This window comes from Ascidiaceihabitans donghaensis (assembly GCF_900302465.1).
GTDB lineage: Bacteria > Pseudomonadota > Alphaproteobacteria > Rhodobacterales > Rhodobacteraceae > Ascidiaceihabitans > Ascidiaceihabitans donghaensis.
The window spans coordinates 3,478,454-3,497,065 of the sequence record NZ_OMOR01000001.1 but is presented as its reverse complement, the minus strand read 5'-3'; the positions used below and the strand labels follow the sequence as shown (position 1 = coordinate 3,497,065).

Sequence of the window (18,612 nt, the reverse complement as noted above, 5' to 3'; positions counted from 1 at the left end):
CCTTCATGCCAATTCTGCTGGCAGCCTTATGTCCCTGACCCTATATCTGCACCACAGACAAATTCAATTCCCTAGAAAGGTTCTACCCATGGCGATCAAGCAAGGCGACACGCTTCCCGACACAACATTGGTCGAAATGACCGCCGATGGGCCAGCGCCCGTGAAATTGTCCGACAAAACCAAAGGCCGCAAAGTGGTGATTTTTGCTGTGCCGGGCGCCTTTACCCCCACATGCCATTCAGCGCATGTGCCAAGCTTTATCCGCACCAAGGACCAGTTTGACGCCAAGGGCGTGGATGAAATCATCTGTGTGTCGGTGAATGATCCCTTCGTGATGAACGCATGGGGCGAAGCAACGGGCGCTACAGCGGCGGGCATCACAATGCTGGGCGACGCAGAAAGCGCGTTCACAAGCGGCATTGGCATGGACTTTAGCGCACCACCTGCGGGTTTGATGGCGCGGTCCAAGCGGTATGCGATGCTGGTCGACGACGGTGTGGTGTCGCTGCTTCAGGAAGAAGAAAACCCCGGTATGTGTGAAGTATCAGCCGGCGAGGGCCTGCTTGCCTCTATGTAAGCGTGCGCTTTGATCCATGACACAGGCCCGTCCCACAAGGGATGGGCCTTTTTTCATGGGGACTCCCCTGATAAGTCTGCGCAAAAGGAACATGATATGACGCCCGAAGACATCGCAAAACTTCCCTACCGCCAAAATGTCGGCGTAATGGTCTTGAACGCCCAAGGTCAGGTTTTTGTGGGGCAGCGCAAAGACAACGCTGTTGCGGCTTGGCAAATGCCGCAAGGCGGGATCGACAAGGGCGAGGATGCACGCACAGCCGCCTTGCGCGAACTGGAGGAAGAGACCGGTATTTCCCCCGATCTGGTGACGATCGTGGCACAAAGCGAAGACTGGATCCCTTACGATTTGCCCCATGCCCTTGTGCCCAAATTGTGGAAAGGGCGGTACCGCGGTCAGGAACAAAAATGGTTTCTGATGCAGTTTTCGGGCACCGATGCAGATGTAAACATCCAGACAGAGCATCCAGAGTTTTCGGCATGGCGCTGGCTGGAGTCTGCCGATCTGGTGAACAACATTGTACCCTTCAAGCGCGATGTTTACGTTAGGGTTGTCGAAGCTTTCAAAGAGTATCTGTGATGCGGTTCATTGCCTTTCTGATTTGTCTTATGGCGCCGTTGCCTGCGATGGCCTTGTCTTGTGCACGGCCTTCCGTGGAACGCAGCTATGGGCAAGCCGCCAAGGCAGAAGAAGCCTACGTCGTGGTTAAAGGCCGACTGACCTTTGATGAAAGCAAGTTGCCCAAGGCAAACATGCAAACCCAAACCGCGCCGAAACGGACTGTGATCAAAGCCCGCTTTCAGGGTCATGCACTAAGCGGTGCAGATTTTTCGACCAGTTTTGATGCCGCATTAAACTACGAAGTGCGGTGTTTGGTTGTGTGGTGTGGTGGTGGACAAAGCGGCGAAGACATCATTGCGTTTGTTCAGAAAACACCGTCCGGTTACACCCTTGAAATGGGGCCATGTGGCGGGTGGGCTTTTCCAGCCACGCGCAAAAATACCATGGCTGTTTTGTCTTGCGCACGCGGGTCGACTTGCACGCGCTGAACGCTAGTCAAAGATAGGCACATGGGGCGCGTGGTTGCGCGTAAATCCTGCAGTGCCTTTGATTCGGTTGTCGGGGGCAATTTCGATCTGTTGGCGCATGGGCGTGAACCCGGAGCGGCGGTAGAAGGACAGCGCTTGCGGGCTGTCCAACGTGCAGGTGTGCACATGAAACAGCGTGATGGGTTCGGCCCACGCCATCTGGATCGCATGCGCCATCAATCCGCGCCCGACCCCTTGGCCGATCAAGGTATCCGTCAGTCCGAAAAAGGCAAGCTCACAGGCGCCATCGTGGCGGAAATCCAGTTCAAGCAGGGCTTCGTCCTGTCCGTTCACAGACAAGGTAAAGATGCGCACTTTGGGGTCGTGTATAATCGCTGCCAGGTCCGCATCCGACAACTCAAGTCGTGAAAACCACAGCCAGTCCGCGCCGACGCGGCGATAGATGTCGCGGTACCAGTCCAGTGTCGGGGATGGCACTGCGCGCAATGTGATGCCGTCTGGCAGGCACACCTGTGTTGTTGCGGGTTTGGCATGCATTTCCAGATGGGTGACGACCATCGCAAGGCGCCCCGCAGGCACATCATGATAGCCGTCTGTCAGCATCAGACCAGACCTTCAGCCTTGAAGACATCCATCATGTCGCGTTCGGGACGCGGCCCGATGTGACTGATCACCTCGGATGCGCAGGCATTGCCCATGCGCCCGCATGTGTTCAGATCGCGTCCTGTGGCCAGCCCGAACAGGAAGCCTGCAGCGAATTGGTCGCCTGCACCCGTGGCGTCCACGGGAACAACCGTTTGCACAGGCACGTCTACGCGTTCGTCGCCACGCACAATTGTGACGCCTTCGCCAGAGCGGGTGCAAACCACCAGCGGACACATCGCGGCTGTTTTGGCCAGGGCTTCTTCGACGTCGTCGGTTTCAAACAACGACTTCATTTCAGCTTCGTTGCCGATGACAAAATCAAGTTCTTCCCCGATCATGCGCAAAAAGTCCGCGCGGTGACGGTTGACGCAGAAAGGGTCAGAGATTGCGATGCCAGCCATACCGCCGGCTTGGCGTGTCAAACGGGAGGCTTGCAAAAATGCTTCTTTGCCTGCGTCCTTATCGAACAAATATCCCTCAAGGAACATGATTGCGGTGTCGGATGCCACGTCCTCTGGTACGTCGTCGGGGCCGAGCTCTGTTGAGATGCCAAGATAGGTGTTCATCGACCGTTCCCCGTCCGGGGATACAAAAATCATGCTGCGCGATGTGGGAAGATCATCGTCTTCGACCGGCGTATTTACGAAATCTGTGCCATCTTCGATCATGGATTCAGCGTAGAATGTGCCCAAGATGTCGTTGCGGACCCGACCGATGAAGGCGGTGGGCAACCCAAGCGAGCCTATGCCTGCAATCGTGTTGGCAACCGATCCACCGGGCGTTTGCACGCGGCTGGCTGGCATCGTTGAAAAAAGTGCGGCAGAGCGGTCCTTTTCGACCAGCTGCATGATGCCTTTTTCGATGTCGTTTTCTTTCAGGAAGCCTTCGGAACATTGGGCGATTACGTCAACAACGGCATTGCCTATGCCAACCACTTGATACTTCGTCATTCAGTTTTGTCCTCAAATACGCAGAGATCGCGGATGATGCAGGTGCGGCACATGGGTTTGCGCGCCTTGCAGTGATAACGCCCGTGCAGGATCAACCAGTGATGGGCATGAAGCTGAAAATCAGCGGGAATATTGTCTTCGATGGCACGTTCTACCGCATCAACGGTTTTGCCGGGCGCAATCTTGGTGCGGTTGCCGACACGGAAGATATGGGTGTCCACGGCTTGGGCGGGCTGGCGCCACCACATGTTCAGCACAACATTGGCCGTTTTGCGTCCCACACCGGGCAGCGATTGCAAAGCGGCGCGGGAATTGGGAACTACACCGTCATAATCGTCTACCAATATCTGGCTAAGCTTTATCACGTTTTTCGCCTTTTGACGAAACAGGCCGATGGTTTTGATATGCTCTGTCAGCCCTTCAAGCCCCAAATCCAGCATCTTTTGCGGTGTATCCGCGATCTGGAACAATGCGCGCGTGGCTTTGTTCACACCAACATCTGTAGATTGTGCTGACAACGCAACGGCGACGACAAGTGTATAGACGTTGACGTGCTCCAGCTCCCCTTCGGGTTCCGGGTCAGCGTCCTGAAAACGCTCAAAGATCGCGCGGATCGTGTGGTAGTCCAACTGCTTTACCATGCCTGTCCTATGCCTGTTTGGCGGGTGTGCTGCAAGCGTTTGGGACAATTGCGCATATTTCGGGTCGCCGGGTGTGTGCCCTTTGCCTAAGTTGGGGGCATGACACAGAATGATGAAAACACCTGCGGATACCATTACGGCGTGATGCGTCGCGCCATCGAGGTCATCGACAATGCCGAAGAGGCGATTGGCCTTGATGCGCTTGCCACCCAAATGGGCATGAGCCCCGCCCATTTCCAGCGTGTGTTCAGCCGCTGGGTGGGTGTCTCGCCCAAACGCTATCAACAGTATCTGACGCTTGGGCATGCCAAAACACTGCTGCGGGACCGGTCGTCGACAATGGATGCGGCACAGGGCAGCGGATTGTCGGGCACAGGGCGTCTGCATGACCTTTTTCTACGTTGGGAAGCCATGAGCCCCGGGGACTATGCGAAAGGCGCAGTGGGGCTGACGATCTATTGGGGGTGGTTTGAAAGCCCCTTTGGTCCAGCCGTTGTTATGGGAACAGACCGTGGCATTTGCGGGTTGGGTTTGGCGGCTGAGCTGGGCGAAGAAGAAGCGATGCAGGATCTGTTGCGGCGGTGGCCAAACGCCACATTTGTTGAAGATCCCATGCGGTTGCGCCCTTGGGTGTTGGCAGCCTTTGGCGCAAAGGATGCGACTTTGGAAAAGGCCCCATTGTTTTTGATTGGGGCACCTTTTCAAATCAAGGTTTGGGAAGCGCTTTTGACCATTCCGTCAGGCCACGTCACCACCTATGGCGACATCGCCGAGCGCATCGGCAACCCCCGCGCCGTGCGGGCCGTTGGCACCGCGGTGGGCCGCAATCCGGTCAGCTGGCTGATCCCCTGTCACCGGGCATTGCGCAAATCGGGCGCCTTGGGGGGATACCATTGGGGGCTGCCAATGAAACGGGCTATGCTTGCCTTTGAAAGTGCGCAGGCAGAAGCCTGATGCAAGATGCCCTTTGGGCAGCCCCACAGGCCATCGCTTGTGCGGCGGCCTGCGGGGCGGATAAGGCCTAGTAACACCGCCTTTGCGCATATGCCGCGTTCAGTTTCGACAATTGGGTGCGTGCATCCTGCGCCGTCAGATCGCCTGCCAGACTTTCAAGCCCGCCTTCCAACCGCTCCGATGAGCTGTCGCCCGCAAGAGAGTCAATCGTCCCCAAAAAGCTGTCGAGCGTGGCGTCTTTTTCAACCTGCGTGAAGCGCCCGATTTCGCGGGCCAGTTCCGTGCAGCTCATGCTTTCGATGGGTTTGTGGTAGGTGGGTTCGTCACAGGCGCCTAGGGCCAAAGCCGCAGCCATTGCGGCTGTCAGTATCAAAGCACGTTTCATAGTCGATTGTCCTTACTCAGAGTATCCGTGGCGATGCGCCACATAAAAACCGGCTGTAAGGCAAACCGGCCCTGTCACTGCTTCAGCGTGACGGGCCGGACAAAAATTTCGGGGCGCCTTGGTCTTAGTGGATGGTGGATGTGTTTCCTTCTTGAGGCTGGAGGCCGCGGGGATTGCTTTTGCGGTAGGCGGACGGGGTTTGCCCTGTGACCTTTTTGAAGGCGGTGTAGAAGGACGATCTGGCGTTGAATCCGACGTCATAGGTGATGGATTGGATCGGTTCATTGGTTTGAACCAGCAAATGCATCGCGTCTTTGATACGGTGACGGTTGACGAAGTCGAAAAAGTTCTCGCCCAAGGCCTCGTTCAATGTTTGCGAGATGTAGTTCGGAGATGCCCCCACATGCCGTGCCAGATCCCAAAGCGACAGGTTCGGGTTGTTGTGAAGATGGTCCACTTCCATGGCCACTTTCAGTTTGCGGGCGATGCGGGCCGAGGCCTCTGGGCTAAGGGCGGATTTTTCGTATTTTGCGTCCTCACCGCTGTCTGCTTGTCCTTGCGGCGTGTCCGGAACCAACCCGGGTTGCTGGCGTAGCCCCCAAAGCGTGATCGTTAAAAAGACAGCCAGCCCCAACACGCTAAAAAACGCGGTTGGCAGCGCATTTGGCCACAGGCCCAGAACGTTGTTCAGGTCCAGAATTTGCGCGACCCAGAACAACAAAGCCAAAGTGCCGATCATAAAAATCCAGTTCAATTCGGTCTGTTCAGTGCTGGCATAAACATCTTTCAGGCGCTGCCGGTACTGGACAAGCCGCCGGATGATCCAGAACAGATACACCGCAATCTGAACATGGATCGCAAGTTCCAGAAGGCCGATCACCACGATAAACACAACAGGCCACCCAAGGGACAGAATAAGGTCATCGTCAAAGACACCCGCTTGAAGATCAGCGGGCAACCATGCCACGGCCAGTCCGGCAATCACCGCCAGCAGCGGCAACAGCATGTGCGCAAACAACCGGTTTGGCCGACTTTGGGATGTCGATGTAAGGGTGAAAACATAGAACCACAAAAAGGGCGTAAAACACAGTGCGCTGGCCAGGTTGAGAACAACCAGCAACATGTGTGTTTGGGGGATTTGCGTCGCATCCAGCAGACGCACAAACGCGGAGGGTATGTTGTTCAAAGCTATGACACAAAGCCACAATGCAAAACTACGATAGGTCCGCTTAAAGTGCCTTTGCATCAGGCAAAAGGCTACTCCGAACAGGGCGATGGCAAGCGTCGCGATTGCGACGGTTTCGTTTACAAGATCATTCATTCGGGCAGCCTTGCCTAGAACATTTGGTGTGGCCAGAGTTTGACGTCCTAACGCTTAGGGCCGGACAAAACAATGAAGCCAGCCTGTCGAACAGTTGCGCTGTCTTTTGGGCAAGATGCCGCCGATTTGATTTTCCCCTTATTCAGTCAGCGTTAAGTTGCCATATATAACGACATGACAACGACGCTCCGCCCGAACGGGGCTGCATCACATGAAGGCAGTACGATATGATTTCTATGAAAACTCCCGCAATCGCCATGCTTTGTAGCGCTTTGGCTTTGACCGCTTGCACCGACCCCGCGACATTGGGCGTGGACGCGAATGACCCTAACCGCCAAACCAAACAAGGGGCCGCAGTGGGTGCTGCAGCCGGTGCGCTTTTGGGCGCGATCGTCAGTGGCGACGGGGACCGCACGAAAGGCGCGATCACAGGGGCCGTTGTTGGCGGTGCTGTCGGAGCGGGCGTCGGCTATAGCCTTGATAAGCAAGAAGCCGATTTGCGCCGTGATCTGGGCAACGACAATGTGACCATCAACAACACGGGCGACCGTTTGATCGTGACGCTGCCTCAGGATATTCTGTTCGCGTCGGGCAGCTTCAATGTGCGATCCGACTTGCGGCGTGATCTCAATTCGGTTGCGGGCAACTTGCAGGCCTATCCGAATTCCACGATCCAGATTGTGGGACACACAGACAGCGACGGCGATGCTGCATCCAACCAGCAGCTGTCGGAACGGCGCGCCAATGCTGTGGCAGACGTTCTGCTAGACGCAGGTGTACCTTTGTCGCGCATCCAGACCTTCGGGCGCGGCGAAAACCAGCCTGTCGCCAGCAATTTGGACGCCATCGGCAAATCGAAAAACCGCCGCGTCGAGATCGTGATCCTGCCAAACGCAGTCTAATCGCGTGACGCGCACAGGCAATGTGCGGCGGTTGCCGCGCATTGCCCCTTGAATTGCCACTCGTATCCTTCATCTTGCATATCAAATGCTTGTGAAAGGACATGTTTATGGCAACCGTTAAACTTCTTGGAATCTCGGGCTCTTTACGCAAAGACGCCACCAACTCGATGCTGTTGCGCGAAGCTGCGCGACTGTTCGGGGACTGCACCTACACGCAGGCAGACATCAATTGGCCCCTGTATGATGGCGACGATGAAGCCGCGTCCGGTGTGCCTGCCGCAGTTGAAGCCGTGGCCAAGCAGATTGCCGACGCCGATGCCGTGTTGATTTCGACACCCGAATACAACAAAGGCCCGTCTGGCGCGTTGAAGAATGCATTGGACTGGATCAGTCGTGCTTCTGTCAAACCTTGGGGCGGCAAACCCGTAGCCGTTATGTCCGCTGCCGCAGGGCGCGCAGGCGGTGAACGTGCGCAGATGGTGCTGCGCGGGTTCATGGTGCCGTTTCGTCCGCGCATTTTGCAAGGTCCAGAAATTCATTTGGCCGGCAGTTCCAATGCCTTTGATGACAATGGCCAGCTTACAGGCGAGATGTATATCAAGGATCTAACCGCTTTGATGGAGGAACTGCGGGCAGAGATCGCGCGTTGAGCCCTGATTTCGATCCCGAAGCCATTGAACACGTGTCTGACGTTATGGACGTTGCGCGCGCAAACGCGCTGCATGCCACTTTGGGACATGATTTGAAGGTTGAAGACGGGGGCATTTTGCCTCCGTTTTTCCATCAGGCGTATTTTTGGCAACCTGAACCGCCCTCAGCATTGGGACGCGACGGTCATCCTAAGGTCGGCGGCATCATTCCTGATTTGGGTTTGCCGCGCCGTATGTGGGCAGGGGGACGGCTGGCGTTTCACACGCCATTGGTCGCGGGGGTAAAGGCCACGAAGGTGACACGCTGCGAAACGGCGCGCCAGACCACGGGCCGCACGGGCGCTTTGGCGTTTGTCACCCTGCGCCACGAGGTCTGGCAAGGCGATGAATTGTGCGTCATGGAATGGCAGGACTTGGTCTATCGTGCCGATCCAAGCCCCGATGCAGTGCGCCCGCAAGCGCCTGTCGCGCGAACGGATGCGCAAAGCGCCGAGGGTGTCGGGTTCGACGCCACGCAGTTGTTTCGCTATTCCGCATTGACCTTTAACGGGCATCGTATTCACTACGATTTGCCTTATGCCCGCGATATTGAAGGCTATGACGGGCTGGTCGTGCATGGCCCGCTTTTGGCCCAATTGCTGATGTTGAAAGCCCAACGCGAGCTGGGTGATTTGGCGACATTTTCCTTTCGGGCGACGGCACCTTTGATGGATTTCGAGCACGCGAAGCTGTGCCGATCCGGTACCGATTTTTGGGTATCTGGACCTGACGACCGCCAATGTATGGTCGCAAGTGCGACGGCAGCGTCTTAGATTTTGTGCCTCCGGCGGGGATACTTTTAGCGAAAAGAAGTCTCTAAAAAGATGCTGCTGCGTGAAATCCTTCTGGAATCGCATCTTTGTTTTCCAACAAGAGATCAGCCATCACGTCGCCCACCTTGGGTGCCACACCGAAACCAATTTTGAACCCGCCATTTGCAATGAAATGTCCTTTTCGGTTTGGCCAGTGCCCTAGCATGGGTGCGCGGCTTCTGGCTTTGGGTCGCACACCGGCCCAGCGTTCCAAAACGGGGGCGTTTTTCAACACCGGAAGCGCGTGTCGCACCCGCGCTATGATATCGTCAAGTTGCGTGTCCGTTTGGGTTGCGCTGTCATAGTCGCGCTCGGATGTTGATCCGATGCCCACCGTGCCGTTTGCGTGTGGGATAATGTGCAGTGTGTCGACAAACAACTGCGGCGCGTCTTGAGCATCAAAATCCAGCAAAGCGGCCTGTCCTTTGACCCCGTTGCCAACCGGTCTGGTGTTGGATTTGCTTATGTCGTTCAAACCGTCCGCACCGGTGGCCCATACGGTTTGTCCTTGATCGTCACCGTCGCTTTGAATGGTGATTCCATGCGTGTGCAAAGCGGCCACCAAGGCGGCACAGGCCATTTGGGGATGGATGCGTGCGCTAAGGCTGTCGAAAATCAACTGCCCCGTTGGACTTTTAGGGGCCCACGGCCCGCCCGCCGGGATGATCTTCCACTGTGCTTTGCCTTGCCACAAAGCCTGCGCCGTTTGTGCGCGGTTTTGGGCAAGGTGCAATGCGTGTTCATCTGCGATCGGTTGCAAGCGCCCTGTGCGTCCGTAACCTGCGCTGTGTCCGCATGCATTTTCGACCTCTGCCCAGAAGTGTTCCGCCATCAGCAGGCTTTCCAGTTGGAATTGCTTCTTGGGGTTCCAGTTTTCTGGCACATGCGGGGCCAGCGCACCAACCACCCCTCCGCTGCTGCCGGATCCAGCGCCATTGGGGTCGATCACTTGAACTTTTGCGCCACGCTGAACGCAGCACCATGCCACAGACAATCCGAAAATGCCGGCGCCCCGAATGGTGATGTCTGGCGTTGCCAAAGCAGGCTCCTTTGCTGCAGTGTCGCGGTGATTTGGGGCGGACCATACAGAGGCGCATGATGCAGGACCATAGGGCAGAACTGGAATGGCGCGACGGCGGTGTGCCGGTGTCGAAACGCTTTGATGATCCGTATTTCAGTCTCGACAACGGGCTGGCCGAAACACGCCATGTTTTTCTGGAAGGAAACGGCATTTCCGCGCGTTTGTGTGACGGGTTACACATTGCTGAACTGGGATTTGGAACCGGTTTAAACCTGTTGACCACAGTTTTGGCGTGGCAGGTGTCGGGCGCGGACAGCCCATTGCATTTCACCAGCTTTGAAGCGTTCCCGATGGCACAGGACGATATCGCCAAGGCGCTGTCTTCATTTCCCGAGCTGCATGCCATCGCCCCGCAGTTTGTCAAAGCCCTGCAATGGGACACCCCGTTTGAGGTCGTGCCGGGGGTGACGGCCCATGTGATTGTGGGTGATGCGCGACAGACGCTGCCTGAATGGCACGGCAAGGCCGATGCGTGGTATCTGGACGGGTTTTCTCCCGCCAAAAATCCCGAACTGTGGTCGCCCGAATTGATGGGTGATGTCGGCCGCCACACTGTGTCCAACGGCACAGTTGCCACTTACACGGCGGCAGGTTTCGTCCGCCGCGGTCTGGAAGACGCTGGTTTCGATGTGACACGCATCAAGGGGTTTGGCCGCAAACGTCACATGACAGTCGGGGCAATGGTAAAATGAGCACCCAAAGCAACACGGCAGCGGGCATCGGCCTGATGGTGGCGTCGACTTTCGTGCTGGCAATGCAGGACGGTGTTTCGCGTCATTTGGCCAGTGAATACAATGTGCTGATGATCATCATGATCCGCTATTGGTTCTTTGCAGCCTTTGTCGTCACCATTGCGGCCCGTGCGGCTGGCGGCATCAAGCGCGCAGCGCACACCACACAACCCGTTTTGCAAATAGGGCGTGGGGTTTTGTTGGCGGCAGAGGTTTGCGTTGGTGTTTTGGCCTTCACCTATCTTGGTTTGGTCGAAACACTGGCAATATTTATCTGCTATCCTTTGATTGTTGCGGCTTTATCTGGACCGGTGTTGGGAGAACAGGTGGGGTGGCGCAGGTGGGCCGCTATTGGCGTCGGGTTCATCGGGGTGATGGTGATTTTGCGTCCCGGTTTTGGCGTCTTTGAATTGGCGGCGATCTTGCCTTTGGGATCGGCTGTGATGTTTGCAGTGTACGCTTTGGCCACACGCTTTGCGGCACGCAGCGACAGCACCGAAACGAGTTTCTTCTGGACCGGCACAGTGGGCGCGATCTTTATGACGGCCGTTGGGTTATGGGCGTGGGAACCGATGACTGCGCGGGACTGGTTCTGGATGGGGTGCTTGTGCGTGTCGGGCGCCATCGGTCATTGGCTGTTGATCAAGTGCTACGAGATGGCCGAAGCCAGCGCCGTGCAACCCTTTGCCTATTTCCATTTGGTGTTCGGGTCGCTGGTTGGAGTGATCGTGTTTCACGAAGTTATCGCATGGAACGTGGCATTGGGTGCGGTTATCGTGGTCGCGGCAGGGTTATTCACCTTTTGGCGCGAACGGCAGCAAAGTTGATCCAATCAGCTCTTGCGTGAAGCTTTGCGGCAGTGGCGATTGGCCCAGCCTTGCGCGGTAGATGGGCAGGCTTTCGGTGACACGCATCACATAGTTGCGGGTTTCGCGAAAGGGGATGTGTTCGATCCAATCCACAACATCGAAGCCTTCCGCATTGGCGCGTGGGTCTCCATACAGGCCAATCCAGCGCGTTGGTCGGCTGGGGCCTGCGTTGTAGGCGGCGGACATCAGAACCACGTTTCCATCAAAACGCCCCGCCAGCGTTGACAGAAAAGCGGCCCCCAAATCAGCATTGTAATTGGGGTCACTTATCAAACGATTTGTGGAATGTTCCGCGCTGCGCCCCAGTTTTCCGGCCACTTCCTTTGCGGTGGCTGGCATGATCTGCATCAGACCGCGTGCACCAACGCCGCTTTGCACCGATGGGTCGAATTCGCTTTCGCGCCGTGCAATGGCCAAATTCATCTCGGGTGCCATCGGAAGGTCGCGCTGCGCCAAGGGATGCAACGCATAATAAGGAGCAGGCAGGATGATGCCCCGCTGCGCCACACGCTTCCCGATCATCACGGCAATATGCTGCTGATCCATGTCTATGGCGGCTTGGCCCAGTTGCGCGGCTTGGGGGCGGGTCAGATCCTCGGCGTAATGCGTCCAGAAGCGTTCGGCCACATCCAGCTCTCCGGAGGCTTGTAGCAACATGCCTGCCTCGAACAGGGGATGCCTGACCAGATCAGACGTGCGCCAATCGGGAAAGACTTCGGTCCCTCCGAGGGAGGTATCAAATGGCAGTTTGCCACGCTCGGCGGCCAGCAGCCCGTAAAAGGATGATTGGTACAGCGCCGCATTGGCATAGGCGGCGGCGGCCTTTTCGCTTGAGCCCATCGCTTCAAAGGCGCGTCCGCGCCAATAGCCCGCGCGGCCTTTGGAAATGGGGGATGCGATGGCCGTCTCAAACCGGTCGAAATGTGTCAGTGCCGTTTCGGGATCGTTCAGACGACGCAAGGCGATGTAGCCTGCAAGCCATTCCAGATCTGCGAATGCGGAGCCTGTTGTCAGATGGTGTTGTGCAGCCATCCGGTAGGCCAGAGCGGGGTTGCCGTCACGCATTTCTTCGCGGGCCAAAGACCGGCGGCGGTTGGACCATTCTTGTGGATTGCCCAATGTTTTGAGGCTTTTGGATTGCGCCAACAACAGGCTGCGGGCGCTGTCGCGCAGACCGGAGCGTGCCCGCCAGACAAAACGGTCATAGGCAAGGCCCGGGTCAGAGGTGACGCTGTCAGGTAATGCCTGCACAAGGTCGCTGGCGTCCTCGGTGCGGTTTTTCAAGGCCAGCCGGGCGCGGGCCAACTGGGCTTGATCGTCTGTAACCAGATCCAGCATACGCCGCGCATCTGATCCAGACCCATCCCAAAGCATCGCATCCAGTCGCGTCCAGTGATGCGGTTTCAGCACTGCACCATGGGTTGCCAAAAACAAAGCCTGGCTTTCGGCGTTCATGCGCAGGCGGGTCCATGCGGACACAAGCAATGCATCGGCGCTTTCGCCCTGTCCGCGCAGTTTCAAGCTTTGTGCATAGGCCAACACACCGCGCGGTGTTTGCGGGGTGTGGTCTGCAAAAAACGCAGCGACAGCTTGCGGGCCTTCCTGTAAAACCGCAGGCTCTGAACGGCGCAGCAAAAAGGCTTCACCGGGCCAGTCCGGGCGACGATCGAGAAAATCGACAAGCTGCGCATAGGTTCCGCGGCCAGCGCGCAAGCGGTGCCACATGATGACGTCGGATGCGACTTGACCGTCACGGGCCGCAATCTTGGCGGCCTCATCCCAATTGCCGTTGCGCATGGCATCCATGGCCCAGCCCAATGGCCGCGGACGCTCTGCCAAAGCGGGCAGGGTCAGCGTGAATATCATCGTCAGACACAGGATAACGCGCGGGATCACTTGCAATTTTCATCCATGCAGGGCAACAGGCTGTCACTATCCTGTTTATGTGTTTTCGATCTGTCCAAGTTCAAGGCCATGAACAGCTCACCAGGCCAATTGCCGGCCATTTTAGAAAAAAGGAGCGTGAATATGCTTACAGGTTCTATGCCTGCCCTCATCACGCCGTTTCGAAACGGCGAGCTGGATCTGGAAACTTTGAAGAAACTCGTGGAGTGGCACATCGGGGAAGGCACCAACGGCTTTGTGCCTGTGGGCACCACCGGTGAAAGCCCGACACTGACACATGCCGAACATGAGACCGTGATCGAAACGGTCGTCAAAGCGACGGCAGGTCGCGTGCCGGTTATTGCGGGGGCCGGGTCCAACAACACGGTTGAAGCCATCCGTTTTGTGCAATTTGCAGAAAAAGTAGGTGCGGATGCCGCGTTGGTTGTCACCCCTTACTACAACAAGCCCACCCAGCGCGGCATGATCGCGCATTTCACGGCTTTGCACGACTGTGCGGAAATTCCGATCATCATCTACAATATTCCAAGCCGTTCAGTCGTTGATATGACGCCTGAAACAATGGCCGAACTGGCAAAATTGCCCCGTATTGTCGGCGTGAAAGATGCGACAGGCGATCTGGCGCGGGTCTGTGACACGCGGCTTGCTTGTGGTCCTGACTTTGTGCAGCTGTCTGGTGAAGATGCCACGGCGCATGGGTTTAATGCCCAAGGCGGGGTCGGCTGCATCTCGGTCACGGCGAATGTCGCACCAGGGCTGTTGGCGAAAATGCAGGCGGCGACGCTGGCGGGTGACTACGCAGCGGCCTTGGAAATCCAAGACAAGCTGATGCCTTTGCACAAAGCGATCTTCACCGAACCGGGTTTGATTGGCGCGAAATACGCGATGTCCAAGCTGGGACTGTGCAGCGATGAAGTGCGCCTGCCGCATATGGCGCTGACCGATGAAACCAAAGCTTTGGTGGACGCAGGTTTGGCTCACGCCGGACTGTTGTAAATTCGGAAACAATTGACGGAAAAGGCGGGCAGTGTCCCGCCTTTTTTGCGTTTTGCAGGCTTTCCAATCCAAGCTACGTTGTTACACTTAGCGTCAAAGTTGAAGCGTTTTGGGGAACGGTAAACATGTTGTATTTGCTAACGATGATGGGCCTCGCGGCTGGCGCTGCGTTTGTGGGTTCGGGCGGCGATGACGAAATTATCGGGACAGAGGACGGTGACCGCATCGACGGCGGAAATGGCGATGACACCATTTCCGGCAAAGGCGGTGACGACACCCTTAAGGGGGGTGAAGGCGATGATTTCGTCGATGGCAATGACGGCGATGACATTGTTGGTGGCAGTAGTGGCAACGACACGCTTTTGGGGCGCAGCGGAGATGATTCACTATTTGGCGGTTCCGGTAATGACGACATATTTGGCGGACCGGGCGACGATACCGTTTTTGCGGGCTCGGGCGATGATTTAACGCGCGGCGGGTCAGGTGACGATTCGATCAAGGCTTTCGGTGGCGATGACACTATTTTTGGCGGCACCGGAAATGACTTTATCAACGGTAATTCCGACGATGATGAACTCTACGGCAATCTTGGCAAAGACACTCTGAACGGCGGATCAGGTGATGACATGCTGTCTGGTGGGGGCTGGCGTGACCTGCTCAGCGGAGGCGGCGGTGACGATGAGCTGTTTGGCGGCTCTGGGCACGATATGCTTTCGGGTGGCTCTGGAAACGACGCGTTGCATGGTGGTGGTGGCGATGACTTTTTGAATGGCAATGACGGGTTCGACGGCTTGTATGGTGACGCAGGCGATGACACTCTTGTTGGTGGTGACGGTGATGTGCTGAGTGGCGGCACCGGCAACGACATGTTGGTTGTAAACGACGGGGCGTCGGGCAACGGGGACGGCGGCAACGACACGTTAATCTCAAATGGTTCCGACGAAGTGGCTGGCGGCGCAGGTGATGATGTAATCAGCGGCAAAGGCGATTTGGCTTTGGGCGGTGAAGGCAACGACCTTATCGAAGGCGGTAGCGATTTTGATGTCATGGATGGTGGTGCAGGTGATGACACGATTTATGTCGCGGACAACGCAGAAATCAGCGGAGGCAGCGGTGCAGACGCGTTTATTGCCGACCTGACTGCACAGTTCGATTTCAGCAATGCGCACATCACCGATTTCAACCGCTCCGAGGATCAGCTTGTGATTGTCAGCGACCAAGATTTGAGCTTTGAGGATCTGTCGTTTTCCTTTGATGGCAACGGCGAAACCGAAGTCTGGGTCGGTGAGGTTAATCGTGGCCAACAGGTCGCCACTTTGAAGGATATTCGGTCTCCGTCGAGCGGCATGTTTGCCTTTGTAAGGGCCTAACGCACCATCCGGTTGACCCACAGGGTGCGTCCAGCCATTACTTTGTTTACCACATCAAAAGGATGCGCCTCATGAACATTTTGCCCACCATCGACGCCGCCAAAGACGAACTTGTGGCGATTTTTGAAGACCTGCATGCCCATCCCGAAATCGGGTTCACAGAAACGCGCACCAGTGCCATCGTAGCGGACAAGCTGAAAAGCTACGGTGTGGACGAGGTGCATACAGGGTTTGGCGGCACCGGTGTTGTGGGTTTGGTGCATGGTAAAGGCGGCGGCACGCGTCGGATCGGGTTGCGCGCTGATATGGATGCGTTGCCGATCGACGAGACATCTAACCTTGCCTATTCTTCAAAAAACGAAGGCGTTATGCACGCCTGTGGCCATGACGGGCACACCACGATGCTGTTGGGTGCGGCCAAACATCTATGTGAAACACGCGACTTTGATGGCACGGCCGTTCTGATCTTTCAGCCCGCCGAAGAAGGCCTAGGTGGCGCGCGCCGTATGCTAGAGGAAGGACTGTTTGAGCAATTCCCCTGTGACGAAATTTACGGGATGCACAATTGGCCCAGCGGGCAACCCCATACAGTCGGCGTGTGTAAAGGCGAAGCGATGGCGGGTGCTGCGTTCTTTGACATTCACGTCCAGGGCAAAGGCAGTCATGCGGCACGGCCTAGCGATTCCAAAGACGCCCTTATGATTGCGGCCAGCTTGGCAGCCGAAATGAACACGATCCTTGCACGCAACATTCCTGCGCAAGAGGTGTGTGTGCTGTCCGTCACGCAATTGCATGCAGGGGCGGCTTATAACGTGGTGCCGGATACCGCGACACTTGCGGGTACAATTCGCTATTTCAAAGACGAAATTTACGCATTGGCGGTGGAGCGCATGCAGCGCCTGTGTGATGGCTTTGCTGTGGCCCATGACGTGGAAATACAGCTGGACCTGCGCAACGTCTTTGATGTGCTTCGCAATGATGCGACCCTGTCCGATGCATATATTGAGGCTGCGACGGACATCGTGGGGCGTGACAACATTATACAGGATTTGCAGCCCGTTACAGGATCGGAAGATTTTTCGGATATGCTCAAAGTGGTGCCGGGGGCCTACTGCGTTGTTGGCCATGCAGGAACGACAGCCTTGCACAATCCGGGTTTCGTATTGGACAAAGCGATCCTGCCAGTGGGGGCTTCAATAATGGCGAGAGTCGTGGAACGGCGTCTCGCGCAGGGGTAGAATTCAGTGACTTAAGATGTAAGTGATTGTTTCCAAAATAGAAATAATGGTTAACAATTGTTTAACAGATTGAGAAAACTCACAAAGCTGTGTAGTGTGTCCCCACATTTAGGGGGACTATATGCTATATTTATTGGCTTTACTTGGTGCTGCTGCAGGCACCGCTTTCGTTGGTTCAGATGACGATGACCGGATTGTAGGCACCGACGACAACGACGATGTTTCGGGCGCAGGCGGGGATGACATCATTCGCGGTGGTCGCGGGTTTGATTTGCTTGATGGTGCCGAAGGCAACGACACGTTGATCGGACAGATCGGTCAAGACACGCTGATCGGTGGTGACGGTGATGATGAGCTGTTTGGCAATGTCGGCGACGACGTGTTGCAAGGCGACAGTGGCGAAGATCTGTTGGACGGTGGCAAAGGCGAAGACACACTGCGGGGCGGCGACAACAGCGATACGCTGATGGGTTTCAACGACGACGATAATCTGCGCGGTGACAACGGCAATGACAGGCTGTTTGGCAACGATGGCGATGACCGTATTGCTGGTGGTGTCGGTATCGACAAAGCCTTTGGCGGTGACGGCAACGACACAGTAATCGGGGACGATGGCGCAGACTTCTTGCGCGGCGGTGCCGATGACGACCGTGTGTTTGGCGGTGCAGGGGCTGACGTCATTTATGGCGATGGTGGCAATGATGCGGTGTTTGGCGGAAAAGCTGATGATCTTGTCGATGGTGGCTTTGGTGACGACACCGTCAATGGCGGCTTTGGGGACGATACCGTCAACGGCGGACGCGACAACGATGTTGTCATGGGTGGCGCGGGCAGTGACTTTGTTCTGGGTGGTGACGGTGAAGATGTGCTGTACGGCGGTCTCGCGGATGGCACCGATACTGACGCGTCAGATGTCCTGAACGGCGAAAACGGCAATGACACGATCTATGCTGGCGCGTTTGACCAAGCGTCGGGCGGGTTCGGCGACGACGAGATCATCGCGGATCGCGCAGCACTGGTGAACGGCGACAATGGCGATGACCTTGTCACTGGAACCGCAACATCCGTGTTCGGAGGCGAAGGCAACGACACCATCACTTTAAGTGGCGGCGATGAAAGCTTTGTCGACGGGGGCGACGGTGACGACGTGCTGACGCTCAGCGGATTGGTGACGGCAATTGGCGGCGAGGGGATGGATACATTCATCGTCAACGACCAGTTTGAATCCGAGCCCACCAACATCATTTCCGACTTCTCGGTTGAAGAGGACTTGTTGGTGATTGAATCAGAAGAATTGAGCAATGGTGCCGATTTGAGCTTTGAGTATGACGAAGAAGCTGGCGCTATGAATGTCGTGGTGATCTCGGCGGCTGAAGGGTCTTCGGTTGTGGCGCAACTGACAGGTGTTACGGCGGATCAGGTCGAGGACATCAACTTTACCTTTGCTATCGCGTAATCAGCAAAAGCTTTGAAATTACAAAAGGCGCCGGGGTTTCC

At 56.4% G+C, this 18,612-nt stretch carries 20 protein-coding genes; 13 read left to right on the top strand and 7 right to left on the bottom strand.

Translation table 11 applies throughout. The features are described 5' to 3' along the window. Window positions 1–88 precede the first annotated feature (88 nt). From ASD8599_RS17405 to ASD8599_RS17395, 3 genes are all read left to right on the top strand, one after another. Window positions 89–577, top strand: coding sequence for a peroxiredoxin (locus tag ASD8599_RS17405; RefSeq protein WP_108829713.1), 489 nt, complete (start codon window positions 89–91; stop codon window positions 575–577). A 96-nt stretch (window positions 578–673) separates the two neighbouring features. Next, on the top strand, window positions 674–1,156 hold the full coding sequence (locus ASD8599_RS17400; protein ID WP_108829712.1) for an RNA pyrophosphohydrolase: 483 nt from the start codon (window positions 674–676) through the stop codon (window positions 1,154–1,156). Next, window positions 1,156–1,626, top strand: coding sequence for a hypothetical protein (locus ASD8599_RS17395; RefSeq protein ID WP_108829711.1), 471 nt, complete (start codon window positions 1,156–1,158; stop codon window positions 1,624–1,626). The genes ASD8599_RS17400 and ASD8599_RS17395 overlap by 1 nt, the downstream gene beginning before the upstream one ends. Before the next feature lie 3 nt (window positions 1,627–1,629). Here the strand turns inward: ASD8599_RS17395 and ASD8599_RS17390 are convergent, their stop codons facing one another. Genes ASD8599_RS17390 through nth form a run of 3 tightly spaced genes read right to left on the bottom strand, consistent with a single transcriptional unit; the run spans window position 1,630 to window position 3,862 of the window. After that, window positions 1,630–2,229: a GNAT family N-acetyltransferase gene (locus ASD8599_RS17390; RefSeq protein ID WP_108829710.1), complete on the bottom strand. Its 600-nt coding sequence runs from the start codon at window positions 2,227–2,229 to the stop codon at window positions 1,630–1,632. Next, window positions 2,229–3,221 (bottom strand): adenosine kinase, encoded by a 993-nt coding sequence (locus ASD8599_RS17385; protein ID WP_108829709.1) that lies wholly within the window; start codon window positions 3,219–3,221, stop codon window positions 2,229–2,231. The genes ASD8599_RS17390 and ASD8599_RS17385 overlap by 1 nt, the downstream gene beginning before the upstream one ends. Then, window positions 3,218–3,862 carry an endonuclease III gene (nth, locus tag ASD8599_RS17380; RefSeq protein WP_108829708.1) on the bottom strand — a complete coding sequence of 215 codons (645 nt, stop codon included), beginning with the start codon at window positions 3,860–3,862 and terminating at the stop codon, window positions 3,218–3,220. The genes ASD8599_RS17385 and nth overlap by 4 nt, the downstream gene beginning before the upstream one ends. Window positions 3,863–3,961: 99 nt before the next feature. On the opposite strand from nth, the gene ASD8599_RS17375 reads away from it, so the two are divergent. Next, window positions 3,962–4,816 carry a methylated-DNA--[protein]-cysteine S-methyltransferase gene (locus tag ASD8599_RS17375; RefSeq protein WP_108829707.1) on the top strand — a complete coding sequence of 285 codons (855 nt, stop codon included), beginning with the start codon at window positions 3,962–3,964 and terminating at the stop codon, window positions 4,814–4,816. A gap of 67 nt (window positions 4,817–4,883) precedes the next feature. Here ASD8599_RS17375 and ASD8599_RS17370 read toward each other — a convergent pair whose 3' ends face one another. Both ASD8599_RS17370 and ASD8599_RS17365 read right to left on the bottom strand, forming a co-directional pair. Further along, on the bottom strand, window positions 4,884–5,201 hold the full coding sequence (locus ASD8599_RS17370) for a hypothetical protein (protein ID WP_108829706.1): 318 nt from the start codon (window positions 5,199–5,201) through the stop codon (window positions 4,884–4,886). A gap of 124 nt (window positions 5,202–5,325) precedes the next feature. Beyond that, window positions 5,326–6,522, bottom strand: coding sequence for a helix-turn-helix domain-containing protein (locus tag ASD8599_RS17365; RefSeq protein ID WP_108829705.1), 1,197 nt, complete (start codon window positions 6,520–6,522; stop codon window positions 5,326–5,328). Window positions 6,523–6,749: 227 nt separating this feature from the next. Between ASD8599_RS17365 and ASD8599_RS17360 the strand changes: the two genes are divergently transcribed. From ASD8599_RS17360 to ASD8599_RS17350, 3 genes are all read left to right on the top strand, one after another. Beyond that, window positions 6,750–7,424: a YiaD family glycine zipper/OmpA-like lipoprotein gene (locus ASD8599_RS17360; RefSeq protein ID WP_108829704.1), complete on the top strand. Its 675-nt coding sequence runs from the start codon at window positions 6,750–6,752 to the stop codon at window positions 7,422–7,424. A 107-nt stretch (window positions 7,425–7,531) separates the two neighbouring features. Beyond that, window positions 7,532–8,074, top strand: a complete 543-nt coding sequence (locus ASD8599_RS17355; RefSeq protein ID WP_108829703.1) for an NADPH-dependent FMN reductase — start codon at window positions 7,532–7,534, stop codon at window positions 8,072–8,074. Window positions 8,075–8,118: 44 nt separating this feature from the next. Then, window positions 8,119–8,886, top strand: coding sequence for an HTD2 family dehydratase (locus ASD8599_RS17350; RefSeq protein WP_108830252.1), 768 nt, complete (start codon window positions 8,119–8,121; stop codon window positions 8,884–8,886). Window positions 8,887–8,929: 43 nt separating this feature from the next. On the opposite strand, the gene ASD8599_RS17345 is transcribed toward ASD8599_RS17350, so the two are convergent. Further along, complete coding sequence (locus tag ASD8599_RS17345; protein ID WP_108829702.1) at window positions 8,930–9,964, bottom strand: NAD(P)/FAD-dependent oxidoreductase; 1,035 nt, start codon at window positions 9,962–9,964, stop codon at window positions 8,930–8,932. Between the two features lie 59 nt (window positions 9,965–10,023). Here ASD8599_RS17345 and mnmC2 point away from each other — a divergent pair, with 59 nt between their 5' ends. Both mnmC2 and ASD8599_RS17335 read left to right on the top strand, forming a co-directional pair. Then, on the top strand, window positions 10,024–10,698 hold the full coding sequence (gene mnmC2, locus ASD8599_RS17340; RefSeq protein WP_108829701.1) for a tRNA (5-methylaminomethyl-2-thiouridine)(34)-methyltransferase MnmC2: 675 nt from the start codon (window positions 10,024–10,026) through the stop codon (window positions 10,696–10,698). After that, on the top strand, window positions 10,695–11,564 hold the full coding sequence (locus ASD8599_RS17335; protein WP_108829700.1) for a DMT family transporter: 870 nt from the start codon (window positions 10,695–10,697) through the stop codon (window positions 11,562–11,564). The genes mnmC2 and ASD8599_RS17335 overlap by 4 nt, the downstream gene beginning before the upstream one ends. On the opposite strand, the gene ASD8599_RS17330 is transcribed toward ASD8599_RS17335, so the two are convergent. After that, window positions 11,529–13,472 (bottom strand): lytic transglycosylase domain-containing protein, encoded by a 1,944-nt coding sequence (locus tag ASD8599_RS17330; protein ID WP_108830251.1) that lies wholly within the window; start codon window positions 13,470–13,472, stop codon window positions 11,529–11,531. The genes ASD8599_RS17335 and ASD8599_RS17330 overlap by 36 nt on opposite strands. Window positions 13,473–13,634: 162 nt before the next feature. Between ASD8599_RS17330 and dapA the strand changes: the two genes are divergently transcribed. The 4 genes from dapA to ASD8599_RS17310 all read left to right on the top strand — a co-directional run bounded on the left by dapA (window position 13,635) and on the right by ASD8599_RS17310 (window position 18,571). Continuing rightward, a complete protein-coding gene (dapA, locus tag ASD8599_RS17325) occupies window positions 13,635–14,507 on the top strand; it encodes a 4-hydroxy-tetrahydrodipicolinate synthase (RefSeq protein ID WP_108829699.1) in 873 nt (290 codons plus the stop codon). Between the two features lie 125 nt (window positions 14,508–14,632). Further along, on the top strand, window positions 14,633–15,877 hold the full coding sequence (locus ASD8599_RS17320; RefSeq protein ID WP_108829698.1) for a calcium-binding protein: 1,245 nt from the start codon (window positions 14,633–14,635) through the stop codon (window positions 15,875–15,877). A 71-nt stretch (window positions 15,878–15,948) separates the two neighbouring features. Continuing rightward, window positions 15,949–17,115, top strand: coding sequence for an amidohydrolase (locus ASD8599_RS17315; RefSeq protein WP_108829697.1), 1,167 nt, complete (start codon window positions 15,949–15,951; stop codon window positions 17,113–17,115). A gap of 121 nt (window positions 17,116–17,236) precedes the next feature. Next, window positions 17,237–18,571: a calcium-binding protein gene (locus ASD8599_RS17310; RefSeq protein WP_108829696.1), complete on the top strand. Its 1,335-nt coding sequence runs from the start codon at window positions 17,237–17,239 to the stop codon at window positions 18,569–18,571. Window positions 18,572–18,612 lie beyond the last annotated feature (41 nt).